Source organism: Spiroplasma sp. ChiS (genome assembly GCF_002968355.1).
GTDB classification, from domain to species: domain Bacteria; phylum Bacillota_I; class Bacilli_A; order Mycoplasmatales; family Mycoplasmataceae; genus Spiroplasma; species Spiroplasma citri.
Genome location: NZ_PUUH01000131.1, coordinates 1 through 17,361, shown reverse-complemented (window position 1 = coordinate 17,361; position 17,361 = coordinate 1). Strand labels below are relative to the sequence as shown.

18 protein-coding genes and 4 pseudogenes are annotated in these 17,361 nt (G+C 26.5%); 21 read left to right on the top strand and 1 reads right to left on the bottom strand.

Features of this window, described 5'->3' with window-relative positions:
• Window positions 1-145: 145 nt before the first annotated feature.
• The 8 genes and pseudogenes from C6B38_RS10585 to C6B38_RS04240 all read left to right on the top strand — a co-directional run bounded on the left by C6B38_RS10585 (window position 146) and on the right by C6B38_RS04240 (window position 7,055).
• A complete protein-coding gene (locus tag C6B38_RS10585) occupies window positions 146-310 on the top strand; it encodes a hypothetical protein (protein WP_199558580.1) in 165 nt (54 codons plus the stop codon).
• Complete coding sequence (locus tag C6B38_RS04270; protein ID WP_105298778.1) at window positions 288-728, top strand: DUF3627 domain-containing protein; 441 nt, start codon at window positions 288-290, stop codon at window positions 726-728. The genes C6B38_RS10585 and C6B38_RS04270 overlap by 23 nt, the downstream gene beginning before the upstream one ends.
• Before the next feature lie 125 nt (window positions 729-853).
• Window positions 854-1,171, top strand: coding sequence for a hypothetical protein (locus tag C6B38_RS04265; protein ID WP_146693298.1), 318 nt, complete (start codon window positions 854-856; stop codon window positions 1,169-1,171).
• 39 nt (window positions 1,172-1,210) lie between these two features.
• Window positions 1,211-1,621 (top strand): site-specific DNA-methyltransferase, encoded by a 411-nt coding sequence (locus tag C6B38_RS04260; RefSeq protein ID WP_105298776.1) that lies wholly within the window; start codon window positions 1,211-1,213, stop codon window positions 1,619-1,621.
• Between the two features lie 382 nt (window positions 1,622-2,003).
• Window positions 2,004-2,549: pseudogene (locus tag C6B38_RS04255) on the top strand (Mbov_0399 family ICE element protein); the annotation flags it as partial.
• Between the two features lie 392 nt (window positions 2,550-2,941).
• Window positions 2,942-4,159 (top strand): hypothetical protein, encoded by a 1,218-nt coding sequence (locus tag C6B38_RS04250; protein WP_233485526.1) that lies wholly within the window; start codon window positions 2,942-2,944, stop codon window positions 4,157-4,159.
• 66 nt (window positions 4,160-4,225) lie between these two features.
• Window positions 4,226-5,164: a pseudouridine synthase gene (locus C6B38_RS04245; protein WP_105298774.1), complete on the top strand. Its 939-nt coding sequence runs from the start codon at window positions 4,226-4,228 to the stop codon at window positions 5,162-5,164.
• A 25-nt stretch (window positions 5,165-5,189) separates the two neighbouring features.
• Window positions 5,190-7,055 (top strand): transporter, encoded by a 1,866-nt coding sequence (locus tag C6B38_RS04240; protein WP_105298773.1) that lies wholly within the window; start codon window positions 5,190-5,192, stop codon window positions 7,053-7,055.
• A 21-nt stretch (window positions 7,056-7,076) separates the two neighbouring features.
• Here the strand turns inward: C6B38_RS04240 and C6B38_RS04235 are convergent, their stop codons facing one another.
• Window positions 7,077-8,063, bottom strand: a complete 987-nt coding sequence (locus C6B38_RS04235; RefSeq protein WP_105298772.1) for an NAD(P)/FAD-dependent oxidoreductase — start codon at window positions 8,061-8,063, stop codon at window positions 7,077-7,079.
• Between the two features lie 113 nt (window positions 8,064-8,176).
• On the opposite strand from C6B38_RS04235, the gene tsaE reads away from it, so the two are divergent.
• The 13 genes and pseudogenes from tsaE to C6B38_RS09390 all read left to right on the top strand — a co-directional run.
• Complete coding sequence (gene tsaE, locus C6B38_RS04230; protein ID WP_105298771.1) at window positions 8,177-8,638, top strand: tRNA (adenosine(37)-N6)-threonylcarbamoyltransferase complex ATPase subunit type 1 TsaE; 462 nt, start codon at window positions 8,177-8,179, stop codon at window positions 8,636-8,638.
• A gap of 1 nt (window position 8,639) precedes the next feature.
• Entirely contained in the window at window positions 8,640-9,212 is a 573-nt protein-coding gene (tsaB, locus tag C6B38_RS04225; RefSeq protein ID WP_105298770.1) for a tRNA (adenosine(37)-N6)-threonylcarbamoyltransferase complex dimerization subunit type 1 TsaB, read from the top strand.
• The gene (locus C6B38_RS04220; RefSeq protein WP_105298769.1) at window positions 9,213-9,641 is read left to right on the top strand and encodes a GNAT family N-acetyltransferase; all 429 of its coding nucleotides are present in this window, start codon (window positions 9,213-9,215) and stop codon (window positions 9,639-9,641) included.
• A 37-nt stretch (window positions 9,642-9,678) separates the two neighbouring features.
• Window positions 9,679-10,403, top strand: a pseudogene (locus C6B38_RS04215) (YebC/PmpR family DNA-binding transcriptional regulator).
• Between the two features lie 105 nt (window positions 10,404-10,508).
• Window positions 10,509-11,123, top strand: coding sequence for a hypothetical protein (locus C6B38_RS04210; RefSeq protein WP_071937623.1), 615 nt, complete (start codon window positions 10,509-10,511; stop codon window positions 11,121-11,123).
• Window positions 11,124-11,186: 63 nt separating this feature from the next.
• Complete coding sequence (locus C6B38_RS04205) at window positions 11,187-13,211, top strand: DUF2779 domain-containing protein (protein ID WP_105298768.1); 2,025 nt, start codon at window positions 11,187-11,189, stop codon at window positions 13,209-13,211.
• Window positions 13,198-14,157 (top strand): methionyl-tRNA formyltransferase, encoded by a 960-nt coding sequence (gene fmt / locus C6B38_RS04200; protein WP_105298767.1) that lies wholly within the window; start codon window positions 13,198-13,200, stop codon window positions 14,155-14,157. The genes C6B38_RS04205 and fmt overlap by 14 nt, the downstream gene beginning before the upstream one ends.
• A 1-nt stretch (window position 14,158) precedes the next feature.
• Entirely contained in the window at window positions 14,159-14,701 is a 543-nt protein-coding gene (locus C6B38_RS04195; RefSeq protein WP_105298766.1) for a hypothetical protein, read from the top strand.
• Between the two features lie 328 nt (window positions 14,702-15,029).
• Window positions 15,030-15,167, top strand: a complete 138-nt coding sequence (locus C6B38_RS11095) for a hypothetical protein (RefSeq protein ID WP_308686799.1) — start codon at window positions 15,030-15,032, stop codon at window positions 15,165-15,167.
• The gene (locus tag C6B38_RS04185) at window positions 15,136-15,393 is read left to right on the top strand and encodes a hypothetical protein (protein WP_105298765.1); all 258 of its coding nucleotides are present in this window, start codon (window positions 15,136-15,138) and stop codon (window positions 15,391-15,393) included. The genes C6B38_RS11095 and C6B38_RS04185 overlap by 32 nt, the downstream gene beginning before the upstream one ends.
• Window positions 15,394-15,471: 78 nt before the next feature.
• Window positions 15,472-15,675: a hypothetical protein gene (locus C6B38_RS04180; RefSeq protein ID WP_105298764.1), complete on the top strand. Its 204-nt coding sequence runs from the start codon at window positions 15,472-15,474 to the stop codon at window positions 15,673-15,675.
• A gap of 932 nt (window positions 15,676-16,607) precedes the next feature.
• Window positions 16,608-16,838 (top strand): annotated as a pseudogene (locus tag C6B38_RS04175) (DUF3627 domain-containing protein); the annotation flags it as partial.
• Between the two features lie 58 nt (window positions 16,839-16,896).
• Window positions 16,897-17,061, top strand: a pseudogene (locus C6B38_RS09390) (DUF3627 domain-containing protein); the annotation flags it as partial.
• Window positions 17,062-17,361: the final 300 nt, after the last annotated feature.

The window sequence follows — 17,361 nt, the reverse complement described above, 5'->3', positions numbered from 1 at the left end:
TTAATAGTATTTTTCAGTGTGCCAATTTTTACTATTTTATATTTTTAATAATGTTAATAACAATGTTTATTAAACATTAAATAAACAATATATAAACATTAAATATAACAATGTTTATTACAAATTTTAAGGAGTGTGATTAATTATGTTAGGAATTTGAATATTTTTTATTAAACGTAAATATCAAATTTGTCATTCTATTTTGAATAAAAAATTTGTTGGTAGTTTGTATTTTAAGTTAAATGTTTGTTCAATGCAGTGTAACCGAAAGCGAGTTGATTTGAGTAATGTATCAGAAACCAAGTTATAAGAAGAATATTAACGTAGAAAATTACTTTATTCGAAGAGAATTTATAGTTTTTAGAACAGATAAAGCTTCATTTATAAATTTGCCTAATCACAATAAACATATTGGTTTTTGATTGAGTAATAAATTTATTTATCCGAGTGAAAAATATTCGGAACAAGTAGCTATTGGTTTGATTTATGATAATTCTTATTCTATTGTAAAATATGATGAAAATTTAAAACGTTGTGTGTGAAAATATTTAACTGGAACAGAATTAATTAATTTATATAATCAATATAAACAAAATTACTCTACTAATATGAAAGAAGCATTATTTTTAAGTGAACCTAAAAAAGTAAAAACAAATAAAAATAATTTAGCAAATTTAAGTGTTGAAAAAGAAGAACAATTAATTAAAGACTTAAAAAATTTAAATTAAAATATTCCCAAAAAAGTTTTAAATAATATACAAAGTTTTAATATTATATATTAAATAGACATAACATATAAAGCTCACTGTATATTTTAAAACACAATAGTATAGTGTCTGCGATCACCTTTAAAGTGAAGCGAAAGGCAAAGGGTGAAAAAATGTTTAAAACAAATTTAGGAAAATTAATAAATGGAGATGCTTTGGAATTTATAAAGACATTAGAAAACGATAGCGTTGATTTAATATTAACTGATCCGCCCTATTTATATAATTTATCAAAAAGAGAAAACGAACAAATAAATGAAAATAGAATATCAAAAAGTATAAATAAGTATATTAATGCTCTTTATGATAATAATTTGCATAATTCATTTGATATAAATACTTATTTAGATGAATTTTACCGAATTTCAAAAAATAAATTTATGTTAATTTGAATGAATAGATAACAAATTATAAATTATTTAGATTGAGTTCGTAAAAAAGATATGCTTTATGATTTTATCCTTTGAAACAAAACAAATCCAATGCCAACTAATAATCATATTTGTCAAGATAAAGAATATTGTATGATAATTTATTCTAAAAAACATCGAATTCCGAATTATAAAAATGATTATGAAAGTAAAAAAAAAAAAAAAAAAACAATTTTTAATTATTCAATCGGAAAAAAATTAACGGGACACCCAACAGAAAAAACATTATATATATTTAATCAATTAATTAGTAAATATAGCAAAGAAAATGATTTAATTTTAGATTGTTTTATGGGAAGTGGTACAACCACGTATGCTTGTGAACAATTAAAACGAAAGTGATTAGGTTATGAAATAAATAATGAATATTACAAAATAATTAAAAAAAGATTAAAAAATATTCAGTTTAAATTTGAATTTTAAGAGAAAGGAAATAAAAAAATGAATATTGCTTCAATTTTGGCTAAGTTAGAAAAAATAGAATTAGAACAACAAAAAAAGGCATCGTACACGATGCCTTTTTAGATATTTATACCCCGCAACTATCAACTTTTAATGCTTATAATTATTATAATCTTAATGTTGAAATTGAAGACATTGTTTGTATTTTGAATAACGAAAATCAATTATATATTGGAATTATTACTCATATTGAAAAAAACAAAGATGAAAATTTATATACCTTTACTACTAAAAATATTGAATCTATTTTTGATTTTAAAATTTACAACATATATAAAAATAAAAGTTGATATATTTTTTTACTTTAATAAAAATTATTTATAACGACATTCCCTTTATTAAACTAACTACATTGTTAAATTCTGCAATCTCAAAAGTATTGGGTAGTGAGTATAATGATTGAAAAGAATATATTCAACCGTTTTCTTTTAGTGACGAGACTAGAAAAGCAACAACAACTATAAAGTTCAATGATCCAGTTACTAGTCAACAACAAGTTTGAACTTTTAATACCCCAATTAATATTACTTTATCACAGAATTATTGAGGTAAGAGTTTAAGTGAACGAATGCATTTATTACCTGGACAAATTGTAAACCCTAATGATTCCACAAAAGGAATGATTATTGATACATCAGATATATTAGATCCTCCAAACCCAAGTAAAAACTATGGTGGAACCTTAAGATATCATACAACTGCGAGTATTGAGTTTGACAGTTTGTTAGACAATACAGAATGGTTAGAAATTAATGGTACGAAAGTTGATGTTTTAGAGAATAAATTTAGTGCTGTATTACTAGACAATCGTCTATTAGGAGAAAAGAACAACACATATGATATTATTGCATATCATAATGATGGTGTTTATAAAGCACAGTATGAACTACTGGGATTAGTAAAGCATTAAAAGAAATAACAGCAGTAAGATACTAGTTAAAAAGTTCTTAATTTTACAAAAAAAAAGAATATTTTAAAAATATTCTCATTTTAGTATTCCCTTTTTTCAAGAAGTATGTTTTAATAAATATGTAAATAAGATACTTTTAAATTAAGCGGTTTAATGATTAACTATTTTTAAAAATAGTCTAAAATTATTGTTAAACTGGTACCTAAAATAATATTCGAACTTAAAGTAGAATTGATTTGTATTTTTTCTTTTTTTTTGCTACAATTTTTATAGTAAAAACAAATTAACATCTATTATCAAGATAATATTAAAATGTAACATTAAAAAAATATAGTTTTATTTAAAAAATAAATAGAAAATAGGTGATGCTAATGATAAAACCCAAAAAACTGACAGCATTAGTTGGTTGGCAGTATTTAGTTTCAATGCTTTTTTGAATTATTTATACTGCCGTAATTATTACATTTTTAATTTTATTTATTAATGAACGTGATCGGATTAATAGTGAAAACAATGTTTCAAAGACTTTAGCAGAAATTGCAGCTGGGAAAAAATCAGCCGAACAAGTGCAAGAAACATATAAAAATTTAATGAGTATTACATATCCATTAATTGATTTATCATTATTATCATTTAATTTTTTTGGAGAAAAAAATAATGTAACAGATTGAAGTGAAGCATGAAATCAACGTGCAACAAATATTAATATGGCTTATTCATATTTATTTATTACGGGGATGATTGCCTTGATTGCATTATGCTATTATATTGTAATTATTATTAAAATAGCACAACGTCATCGTTTTGAAGTTCGTTATGGATTATCAACAACTTTTCCAAATGATTATGTTATTTTTAATCGTCGTATGTATTTAAGCTTTTTAACAAATTTAACAGTAATTTTTAGTTTTTTTAACTTTTTAACAACCTTAATTACTTTAGTATATGGCATTTTATTAGTATTAGTGTCATATTTCTTCTGATATGTGTTAAATCGTCAGACAGAAATTTTAGTTCCACATAAATGATGAAAAGCAACTAACTTTAGTTTCTTTATTACTGTTTTACTAATTCAAAATGGTTATACATTAATTAAAGCAATGTTTGCAACAAAATTTGGTGTTGATTTAGACTTAATCGTTTCAATTATTATTCCAATTGGGACAATTACTGTTATTATTGCTGTCTTTATTAAAAATATGTTATCAACAAAAGTTACTGCTGTTCGTAATGCTATTAAGAAAATTAGTGAAAAAGTGAGTGCTTTTCGAATTTTCTATTATACCGAAAAAGAAAAAGCATTGGAAGATTATGCTTTTGTAACCCAATTACCAACCTTGATAAAAAAACCATTATCAAATAATAGTATTACTCGTGAGCAAGCTTATGAGTTAATGAAAACAATTGATGAGACAGTGGCTTTCTTTGATAAGCATCTTTTGAAAGAAAAAGAAAAAAATTATATGTTATATCATTTATTTAATCAAATTACAGATGCGGCTGAAATTGTAGAAATTAAAGCAAATATCTTAAAAGTTGAGGAAAAACAGAAAGCAAAAAATGATAAACATTCTAAAATAATAGCTTAGAATGTTTTTTCTTCGGATAATGGTTAACTTTCATTATATAATTAATACTAGGAAAACGGGGGAAGTATGGAACCAAAAACAGTTGTTACTTTAACAGTTAAAGCAAATGATGTTAATCAAACAATTTTTAATTTTATTAAAAAGATGTTTCAAACAACTCCGTTATCAGTTATTTATAAGTTATTTCGCAATAAAAAAATTAAAGTAAATAACAAAGTAATGAAAGAACGAAATTATAAACTTCAATTAGGAGATCAAATTATTATTTTTGATAAAAATTTAGTTGTAACAGAACGAAACCAGGCAGTAACTTATAATATTGTTGAAACATTACCATTACAAGTTGTTTATGAAGATGACAATATTCTTGTTGTTGATAAACCACATGGGGTAGAAATGTACTCAAAGTTTCATACTTCATTAGATGCGATGGTGCAACATTATTTAATTCAAAAGCATGAATATTATCCCGAGGATGAACAGTCATTTGTTATTTCCCATGTTCATCGATTAGATAAATTAACGCGAGGATTAGTTTTATATGCTAAAAATAAAATTACCTTAGATTTATTATTAGCTAAAATTAACCAAAAAGAATCTATCGAAAAAAAATATTTAGCAAAGTGTGAAGGAATTATTAAAGAAACTGATTTTATCCTTACGGGTTATTTATATAAAAATGAAGATAAACAAAAAATGGTTTTTACTAAAACAGTGCAACCACATGCTAAAGTAGTTAAAACACATTTTAGAGTTCAGCACCAGTTAACAAATGCAACATGATTGGAAGTGACACTAATAACTGGCCGTAAGCATCAGATTCGTGCCTCATTAAGTTATTTACATCATCCCATTGTTAATGATATTAAATATGGAGCTAAACAAGAAACAAAGGAGTATATGATTGTTTTATATGCGACAACCTTAATTTTTCATCAATTGCCAGACCATTTAAGTTATTTAAATGAAAAGATTATTAAAATTCCAGAAAATATTATAAAATAAAAATATTAGGAACGAGGTGAAGTAAATGTCAACAAGAAGAGGAATTTTCAGTATTTTAATCGGGGCTTTTACTTCGTTAATTGGTACATGTTTTCAATTTACGTTAATGTATTTATTAATTCGTAGTTATGGTTCCCAATTTAACGGGTTTGTCAAGAACAGCGTTGCGATTGTTGCTTTTTTAGGAACAGTGGAAGGTGGTTTAGGGGCCATTACTGTTATTTTTTTAGTAAAACCACTATTACAAAAAGATTGAATTAAAGCAAATGAAATGGTTAATACGGCAAAACATCAATATAAAATATCAGGTTACATTGGTATTATTTTATTAATTGCCATTGCTGTTGGTTATAGTGCCTATATTTATTTATTTGAAAATAATTTTAGTATTTTACAAAATAATAAAACAATTAATTATCCGTTATGAAAAATGATTTTAATTGTATTTACTATTGGAACAAAAAACTTAATTGCGTTATTTTGATCAGCAGCGTATGAGAATTTAATGCAAGCTGATCAAAATAATCATTTACGGCGATTAATTTTAATGATTTGTGATTTAATCTCATATTCAATTGTTTTCTACTTAATTTCAATTGCATTTGACCCTATTTTTGTTTTTTTAATTTTCTTACTTTATTCGATAATGAAAGGAAGTTTAGTTTATTTATTTATTAAGTTACATTATCCTTGAATGCGCATTGTTCGTCAACGTCATAATATGCAACTAGTTAAATCAAGTAACATTGTTGTGTTTAAAAATATTGGTGAAACATTATTAATTAATGGTGATGTTATTATTACGGCGTTATTATTAGGCTTACGAATATCATCAACCTTGTCATTATATATGACAATTACGGTTGGAGTTCGTAGCATTATGTTGATTTTAATTAATTCCTTCCGTGAATTTTTTGCAGCATGAACGGCGAAAAATGGTCGTGTTGATTGAAAAAGTTATATGAAATTTGAAACATACGCTTTTATGATAGCTGGTTTCTTGTTTGTTAACCAGTTTATTTTATCACCATATTTTGTGACAACATTGTATGCGCCACAAATTATTGAGCAAATTCGAACTAGTGATTCAACATTAAATCCATGAACATCACAAGAACGTGAAATTTTTAAAAGTATCTTTTATCAACCAACCTTTTCCTTGTTAGTTGCTTTAAGTTCTGTTTTTATTGTTTTAGCTGAGCCAGCAAATGTCTTGGTATATGCCAAAGCAAATTATAAACAAACAGCAATTTCAACTTTTATTATTGGTTGTCTTAATATTGTCTTTTGTTTTTTCAGTGCTTTACTTTGACGTTTTGGTTTTAACAATTTAGCAGCCGCATTATATAGTATTTTAATTATTACTTGTTTGATGAGTTTTTTGCGGTTTTTATACTTATGATGTTATAACTGAATATTTTTAACTTATAATAGTAACTTTAAAGGTGTTTTCCGAAATTGAATGATTTTGTTAGTGCCAATGATTATTGCTATTTTAGTTAATTATTTATTTTTATCAAAAACATACAATGCTAGTCAAATTTATAATATTGATTTACAGCCAGTTTGAGGATGACAAAAATTATTAAATTTCTTCTTTGGTTTAATCTTCGCTTCCTTGTTCGTTATTTTTGCTAATTCAATCTTTTGAGCTCCTAGTTCAGTGCGTGGACTCTTCTTACGTTTACCACTTGTGTACAAAATTTGAACCAAACGCCAAGATAAAATGCGAATTCTTCGTCGTAAAAAATATGAAGATGATTTTATTACCTTAACTGAAGCAGAAATGCCGTATCAAAAAATGTGAGAACGAGAAGAAACCTTACGTAAAAATACGAAGAAAATAGACAAAGATGAACCAAATAAAGAAATTTATAAACTAACAGGTTAAAAAAAGTAAGTTAGCAATAACTTATTTTTTAATGTCACTTAAATAACCAGGGTGGTATTTTTGACCATGAATAATTTTTGTAATATTATAAAGCGCATTAATAGCTTCTCCAAACCCAGTTACCATATTATAATATTTTCCTGCATAATAAGCACTATTTCCAGCGGCAAAGATATGGGGATGATTTGTTTGACCAGTTGGCTCAATAATTATTTTTCGCATTGGGGTTGTTGTTAAAGTTAATTGTTGTAACATTGTTGGTGCAACTTTTGCACCATATTGAACAATAAAATGATCAGCTGGAATGGTTAATGTTGCATGCGTTGTTTCGTGCACTAATGTTAAAGCGGTAATTTTATTATTAATCGTATCAACTGCTTTAACATGATAAGGTTTTAATTCCGTGACTTTATTTTGCTGTAATTTTTGGACATTACTTTCTTTAGCTCGGTACAAACTACGACGATGGATAATTGTAACATCTTTGCTAATGTTATCTTCAATTAAATGATTTGCCCAATCAACAGCACTATCACCACCACCAAGAATAACAATTTTCTTGTGTGTTAAAAGGGTTGGATTTTTAACAGCATATCATAAGTTTTCATATTCTTGATGAGGATCAAGATGTTCTAAACGAATAGGAGTAAAAACACCATTGCCACTCGTAATTAAAATTGTTTTAACCGTAAGTGTTTCGTTAGTTGTTAAATTAATAGTAAATCCATCCGTTGTTTCAAGAACATTATTAATGTTCGTTTTCCCAATATATGTTATTTGTCCTGTATTTTTTTCCGCTTGTTTAATTAAATTTTCAATAAATGTTTTAGTTTTAATTTCTTCAAACCCGGGCATATCATATAATGGTTTTTCTGGATATAACTCTCATGGTTGTCCACCAGGAGTATCATTTCCTTCAATTATATAACCGCTTAACCCTAACATACCAGCACAACTTCAGGCATATAAACCAACCGGACCAGCCCCAATAATTAAAATATCTTTCATTTATTTATAACAACCTTTCTAATTTTTCTGCACTTTAATTATTACATATTTTTCTAAAAGTCTAGCACAATAATTAATTCCTAGATATAATTATAAAAGAGAGTGAGATATTGATGAAAATAATTGTTAAAAATGAGATATCAACAAAACTTTTAGCTGAAAAAATTGCTCCGTTTTTACATCCTAATTTATTTTTATTATTAGAAGGACCGTTAGCCGCTGGAAAAACAACTTTTACAAAATATTTATTAAAAGCTTTAGGGGTAACTGTTCCAGTTACTTCACCAACTTTTTTAATTATGCAACAATATACGACAAATCAACAAATTATTGTTAACCATATGGACTGCTATCGATTGTTAGGATTAGAACAAGAAGAAGAGTGAGAAATGTATTTTGAACATTTTCCGGATAGTATTAATATTATTGAATGACCAGCAGGGATTAGCAACCAGTTAAGTTCAAAGTATGAGGTAATTAAAATTACGATTAAAATAATTAATGAACACGAACGAATTTTTACTATTAAAACTACCAATAAGCATTTACAAATCGCATTAGGAAAAGAGGGATAAGATGTTAAATCTATTTATTGATATTAGTACTGATTTTTTAATTTTAATTTTAGAACAAAAGAAAAAAATCATTGGGCAAGTTCACGAAAATCATACTCGTCGTCATACTGAAGCAACATTGCCAGTGATTAAACAATTACTAAGTGCGTATCAATTAAAATTAAAAGATATTAATAATTTTTATTTAACAACTGGTCCAGGTAGTTATACTGGTGTTCGTATTCCAATGACGATTGTGAAAACAATTAAGGTAATTAATCCGGCGATTAATGTTTATACAATTAACACATTGCTTTACCAAGCTGGGTTAGATAATGTTGTTTCAATGCTTGATGCGCGGGGCGGAAAACGATATTTTGCGGTAATTAGTAATGGCGCAGAAGTGATTCCCGGACAAGTTCTTGATTATGAAACTTGTATTGAAATTACAAAGCAATTTCCAGGTTATGAGTTTCGTTATAATTTACAAGAAATTGATTTTGTTCAAAATTATCTTGTTTTAAAAGATCATTTTAAATTAGTTACAGATATTTTTGTTTTAGAACCACAATATTTAAAAAAGGATTGAAGTTAAATGGTTGTTTTAAAACCAGTAAATAATAGTGATGCTTTATTATTATTTTTATTAGAACAAGAAAATTATTCGCGCCATTGTTATAAATATCGTAATTTAATTCAAATGATTAATAACACAAATTATCTTGTTTATAAATTAATTGTCAAAAATAATCTCTATGGTTATTTTATTTTAATGCATAGTGGTGATGATTTTGAATTAATTCGGTTAACAGTTAAAAAACGTTATCATCATCAAGGATATGGTCGTCAAATGCTAAACTATATTTTAACACATTTTTTGTATCAACAAATTTTTTTAGAAGTAAATGAACATAATCTTGCTGCTCAACAATTATATTTAAATCATGGGTTTAAGATTATTCGAACAATTTCCCAATATTATGATGCAGAAAATGGGTACTTAATATTTAATTTTACGGTATAATATATAAGAAAAAATTAGGTGGTAAAGGAGAGAAAAGATGGGAAGAGCATTTGAAGTTCGTAAGCAATTAATGGCAGCAACGGCTACTAAAAAAGCAGTATTATATAATCGTGTTGCTCGGGAAATTTATTTAGCAGCGCGTGAAGGAAGTGTTGACCCCAATGCTAACTTAGCATTACGGAATGCAATTGATAAAGCAAAAGTAAAACAAGTTCCACGAGATGTTATTGAACGTGCAATTAAAAAAGCAAGCGGAAATGATAATAAAAATTATCAAGCAATTCGTTATGAAGGTTATGGACCAGGGGGTAGTGCAATTATTGTTGATACATTAACAGATAATGTTAACCTTGCCGTTGCAGAAGTACGTAATTGTTTTACTAAAACGGGAGGGAAACTAGGAGTTAACGGAGCTGTAGTGCATTTATTTGATCATTTAGCAGTTTTTGCTTTTACCGATAAAACTGTTGAAGCAGTATTAGAATTATTATTACTAGCAGATTGTGATATTAATGATGTTGTTTGTTGTTGCTGAAGATGGACAAATTGTTGTTTATGCCCCCAGTAACAGCATTTAATAATGTTAAAACCGCATTAGACCAAGCAGGGATTACCACATTTCAAATGGCAGAAATTACAATGTTACCCCATGACCGCATTACTTTGCAAGGAAATGACGCTGAACAATTTGAAAAAATGTTAAATATGTTAGATGACATTGATGATGTGCAAGATGTTTATCATAATGTTTTACTTGCTTAGACAGGAATGAAAAGTAGGAAAATAGTTTGGAAAACTAGAAACAATTGAAAAATTATCGTTAATATTGCATAATAATAGTAAAGTAAAAAAGGAGTTTAGATAACAATGTCAAATTTTTTGGGTGGTAGTATGACAATGAATGTGATTTTAGTCGTAATTGTAGTTGCAGTTATTATTTTTGCAATTGTTTCTTCAATTATGGGACGAAAAGCACAGCGCATTGAACGGGAAAAACGAAAAAAACAAGTTAAAGATAAAATTAAACTATATATTAAAGATACTGATAATCGGAAAAATTTAAGATTAGAATATGAAAAAGTTATTGCTCGAAAAGGAAAAGAATTTAAGTATCGCGATATTTTTGATGTTATTGTTGATATTTATGAAGCAAAGACAAATACTTTTTTAGAACAAAAAGCGTTTGAAATTGAAGGTATTTCAAAAAAAATTAGTAAAAAACAATATGAAACAACTTGAATTGTTAACCAAGAAATTGATTTAGAAGAAACAAAACACCGCATTGAAATTAGTGAAAAAAAAGTTAAGTTAACAAAAGAGGAAAAGAAAGCAGCGAAAATTGCTGCAAAAAAAGAATATGAGGCACATCGTGCTGAAATGCTTAAAAAGCGTGAAGAAGAACGGAAATTGCGCAAAGCTGGACAACTTCCTGTTGATGAACGCCCAAAACCAAAACCAGAGAAATTTGTCCCTAGAAAATAAGTGCTATCTTATTTTCTTTGTCTTTATAAAGCAAATTCCAAATAACGAAAGTGAAGTGCAACAATGGATTTAGAAATCACTTTAAAAAAAGAAGATTTTAAACGATTTAAAAAATGTTTTAAAATTGCTTGAACATTAGCCTCGCGAAGTAATTTAAAAACAGTTCAAGAATGAGTGACAGCTCAAAAAATTTCGGTCTTTTTTGATTTGCAAGATAATATTAACAGTGCCAAAATTGATGAAACCATTTTTCTTGATGATGAAAATGAAGGGGGAAAAGGTTTATTTCAACCGCATTTATATGATTTAGCGCTAGAAACTTATTGACCAGCAGATGAAGGCGCCGATAATAATGATGTACGAACTTTACCAGATGATGTCCAAACAACAATGGCAGATGTTAAAATTGATTTTTATCCTGGTGAAACAATTGCTGATGGAAATGAAGTTGGTCAACGTGCGCGGGAATATTTTATGCGTGATCATAATTATTTTAATTTAGAACATTACAGTAAGAAAATTGCTTTTGCAAAAACAACGGAAGTATTAGCAAATTCAAACTATGATGTTTATTTTGAACCATCTTTTGTTTATAACAATTGTATTACAAAGTGTGATATTTTAAAAAAACTTCCAGATGGAACTTATCATTTAATTGAGGTTAAAGCCTCAACTGGTCGGAAATATGACAAAGAGGCACAAATGTATGTTAATAAGGATGTCAAGGATGAATATGGTTATGACGTTGCCTATCAGTATTATGTTTTAACTGGGGCAGGGTTAACAATTAGTCGAATTTCTTTGATGTTATTAAATTCGGAGTATCAGCGTGTTGGTGATATTGATGTTGACCAGTTGTTTATGTTTCAAGATCTTTATAAATTGCCAACAAAAACCTTACCGGCTGTTAGTTTATTAAAATTTTGTCAGCAAATGATGACTGGACAGTTTGCCAAACGCGTTGCGAAGAATCGTATTATTACTGATGATTTAGCTTTAATTAAACATTACTTTATGCAATCAGTTGAAACAATTTTTCCGTTATTTAGTAAGGAACAATGTTTAAATGGAAAAGGTGATCATTATGGTTATTGTCAGCATGTTACTAGTTATTTACCACCGCATCATAGTGTCTTTGAATTAACCCGGGGAAGGGAAAAAAAGACATTATTAAAATATCAAGAACACATTGATTTATTAAAAGATATTGTGTTACCATTTACCTTTAAACAATTAACTCGACAAAAAAAACCAATTTTATTTTCAGAAAAACAACAACGTCAAATTCTTGCTGTTCAAGATAATGCCCCAGTTGTTGACCCAAAAAAGATTGCTATCATTAAACAAATTTTAGAGCATTATCAGTATCCATTATATATGTATGATTTTGAAACAATGAAAGCAGCGGTTCCTCGTTTTGATTATTCATATTCTTATCAACAAATTCCATTTCAATATTCAGTCCATATTATTAAAGATAATCACTTTGATTATCAAGATGAAACAACAATGGAACATCATTCTTTTTTAGCAGATGGTGATGGTGATCCACGCTTAGCACTAATTCAACATTTAGTTACTGATTTATTTAGTCATGGTGGAGGAGTTTATGTTGCTTATTATAAAAGTTTTGAATGTAAGGTTTTAGCAGAATTAATTAGTTATTTAACAATCTTAATTAATCAAAGCCGGAATGAGGAACGTATTACAACTTATCAAAATTGACAAAAAAAATTAAGTATTATTCGAAATAAAACAATTGATTTAATGGATTTTTTTCAGGATTTTATGATTTATAAAAAAGAATTTTATGGTTCAGCTTCAATTAAAAAAACGCAACCAGCATTTGATAATCAATTTACTTATCAAACATTAAAGGTGCAAAAAGGTGATATGGCGAGTGAAATCTTTCGTCGTCGCGCGGAAAATAATATTCCAATCACCATTTGACAAAAATTATTTCGAGCAGAAATGTTAAAGTATTGTAATCGGGATACATTAGCAATGGTCGTAATTTATCAACACATTGTTCGTTTAATGGCACCTTTGACACCAATTAAGGGAGGGAAAAAAGATGCAAAAATATAGAGTAATTTTTATGGGAACACCAATCTTTGCGACAGGTGTTTTAAAGGCTTTGCAAAAGTTAAGTCCAACAATCGAAATAATTGGGATTGTTACCCAACCTGATCGAAAAATTGGACGGCAACAACTTGTTCAATTTTCCCCAGTAAAAGAATTTGCTTTAACAAATCAAATTCCTGTTTTTCAACCAGAAAAAATTAATGATCTTTATGCAGAGTTAGTCACTTTGCAACCAGATGTTATTGTGACATGTGCTTATGGGCAGTTTATTCCAGAGCGAATTTTAAAATTAGCCCGGATTAATTGTATTAATGTTCATGCTTCGTTATTACCAAAATTACGTGGTGGTGCTCCCATTCATAAAGCTATTATTTATGGTGAACAAGAAACTGGGATTACGCTAATGCAAATGATTAAAAAAATGGATGCGGGCGAAATGTATGTTCAAACAACAATTCCAATTAGTCCAACGGAAACAGCTTCATCTTTGCATGATCGTTTAATGGTTTTAGCAGGAACAATGATTGAAAAGCATTTATTAGATATTATTACTGGCAAAATTAAGGGAACACCACAAGATGATAGTCAAGCAACATTTGCTTATAACATTACCCGCGATGAAGAAAAAGTGAATTGATTTTTACCAAAACAAAAAATTGTTGATCAAATTCGTGGTTTATATGCATGACCAATTGCTTACACAACTGTTAATAATATTCATTATAAATTGCATCAAGCAGTGATTACCTTAGACCCATTAGCTGAAAAAGACGCTGATTTTGTAAATGGAACAATTATTGATATTTCAAAATTAGGGATTAAAGTTAAAGTTGAAGATGGTTATTTATTAATTACGCGTTTACAACGCGAAGGTAAAAAAGCAACTGATGCTAAAAATTATTATCATAATGCATCGTCAGAAATCATAGTTCTAAATATTTTTATTTAAAATGTATCGTTTAAAATCATTAAAATATTTAGCAACAACAGGGTTAATTACAGCCTTGTTAGTAGCTATTGCCTATATTTCACAATTTATTCGGATTTATTTTGGTGTTGGTAAAGGGATTATTCAGTTAGCAGATGGTTTATTTTTAGCTTTAATAACTTTAATCAAAGGACCAATGTTATTAATTAGTGGTATTTTGTATGTAACAATTATTGACCTTATTACAGGGGGTTTTATTTTTATTCCAATTTCAATTTTGATTAGAATTTTAATGTTTTTTATTACTTATTATGGGGCTCGGATTTTAAGTCGTTATGGTGCTATTTTTATTAGTAGCTTAATGTTATTATTATATGTTTTATATAGTTATATTATGTTTGAACCTGATGTTGCAATTGTTGAATTAAGTATTGATGCAATTCAAATTGCTGTTGCAACAATAATGGGAATTAGTTTATCAATTGTTTTTGTTCGAATTAATGAGCATAGTACAAATAAAATTTGAGATGATGAGCAATTTTGACATTATAAAAAGAGTAATTAGGTCATAATTAATCTTTTTGCATTTTGTAATCGAAGTGCAACAAATCAACTTTTAAAGGAGTTGATTTTTTATTGAAAAGAAACATTATTTTATTTTGCGGTCCTTAGTAATTAAGTATGGAAAAGATATTGTTATTAATACTGTAAATAAGATAGTAATTAATAATGTAAAAGAAAATGAATAAATTATCCGCGTAATTTATTAGCGGTAATTTATTCAATATAGTTTATTTTGAGCGTAGCGAACACGCGAAGCGTGCCGCAATATTTTTAGAGAGGAGATGTAATATGCCAACTTGATTAACGACAATATTTAGTGTTGTTATTGTATTAGCAATTTTTTTTATTTTGGTTTATTAATTTACCAAAAAATTCGTCAAATTCGAGTAAAGAAAAAAGAAAAAAAGAAATTGAAAGAAAGGAGAGTAATAAATAATGTTAGGTATGTATTTAACAACAGCGTTTAATTTTTTAACAGTAACTACACCTACACCTAAAACTATGACTGAGGGTATGACTGGTATTTGAACGGGTTTGACTAGTGCATTATGAAAAGTTAAAGAAGGTATAACAAATATTTTACCTGAGATAATGGTTTTCTTAGGTGAAGCGTGAATTATATTAATTCCATTTGCTATATTTTGTATTATTAAAATCTTAAACTTTTTCCGTGTTATGGTTAAAGGATTTTAGTATTTATATTTAAAGAAGAAAATGAAGCACTTAATAGCAAAATACAAACACTTAAAAAGAATTTGGAGGAATTATAAAATGAAAAAATTACAAGATTTAATTAAAGATTTAACAGATATTATTGTTGAAGAACAAAAAATAAATGATTATTTAAAAAATGAACCATTAGATTTAGAAGATACTGATTTATCTTGTGCTGATTTACGTTGGGCTAATTTAACAGATATTAAAATCACAAAAGAACAATTAGACAAATTAACTGTTATTGAGGAAGAAAAATAATGAATATAACAGAATCAATTAAATTTGACAAACTACAAGAAGAAAATGAAGCACTTAAAGAATAATGTATTTTAACTGTGGCACAATAGTTTTTATATGTGATTTGATTAAATAATTTTATTGTTTATTTTTACACTATACACTGTTTACAAATTTATTTTTTAATAAACTTTATTATTATCGTTAATATTGAGATAATTTTAAGGTTGATAAATCTATATTGTTTATTATTCGTAATATTGAGTATATTATGAAAAATATTTTTTAGTAGGATTTAATAGAAATAAGAATATTTCTATTAAAGGTCATAATAATAACAGTTTTGAACCAAAAATTTTTATAATATTTTTTATAAATACACCTACTTTTTTTAAAACTTGTAAACAGTGTATAGTGTAAAAATTCGTTAATATTGAGATAATTTTAAGGTTGATAAATCTATATTGTTTATTATTCGTAATATTGAGTATATTATGAAAAATATTTTTTAGTAGGATTTAATAGAAATAAGAATATTTCTATTAAAGGTCATAATAATAACAGTTTTGAACCAAAAATTTTTATAATATTTTTTATAAATACACCTACTTTTTTTAAAACTTGTAAACAGTGTATAGTGTAAAATATTTCTCCTTTCTATTTAAAATAATTTATACAGAGAGAAAACCATAATAATATCAACTTAAGTATAAATTTATGATTTTATATTTTAATAACTATTGTTAAAAATTAAATAGTATTTTTCAGTGTGCCAATTTTTATTATTTTTGGTGATACCATTCATGATAATCAAAAAATAGATGGTATCACATTTGTAAAAAATGAATTTATTATTTCTTCGATGTTAATAATCAGTGTGTTTATTGTAATAAATAAACATTATATAAACATTATTTATAACATTGTTTATTAAACAAATATTTAGTTAGGAGATGATAAAATTGAGTAATTTTATTAAGAAAAATCAGAATATAGAAAATTATTTTATTAGTAAGGGATTTATACCTTTTACAACAGATAAAGCAAGTTTTATTAATTTACCTAATCATAATCGTCATATTGGTTTTTGATTGAGTAATAAGTTTATTTATCCGAGTGAAAAACATTCGGAACAAGTAGCAATCGTTTTAATTTATGATAATTCTTATCCTATTGTAAAATATGTAGTATACCACACACATTTTAAAGATTACAAGAAAATAACAAAAATAATAAAAATATTTATTTATAATAAAAAAAGATAAAGCAAGTTTTATTAATTTACCTAATCATAATCGTCATATTGGTTTTTGATTGAGTAATAAGTTTATTTATCCGAGTGAAAAACATTCGGAACAAGTAGCAATCGTTTTAATTTATGATAATTCTTATCCTATTGTAAAATATGTAGTATACCACACACATTTTAAAGATTACAAGAAAATAACAAAAATAATAAAAATATTTATTTATAATAAAAAAATATCATAAAATAAATAAATAAAAAATATAAAATTAAACACACTAAAAAATAATTTATTAAATTTTAATTAATAAATACATATTTTATTATTTTAATAACATATTTTATGAGTTAATTTACATATTATTAATTAATTAAAATATAATAAACTTATTTAGTTTAAACACAAAAACTTAATAATTTAAAATTATTTAATTAAACTTAAACTATTCAAAAAATTAAAT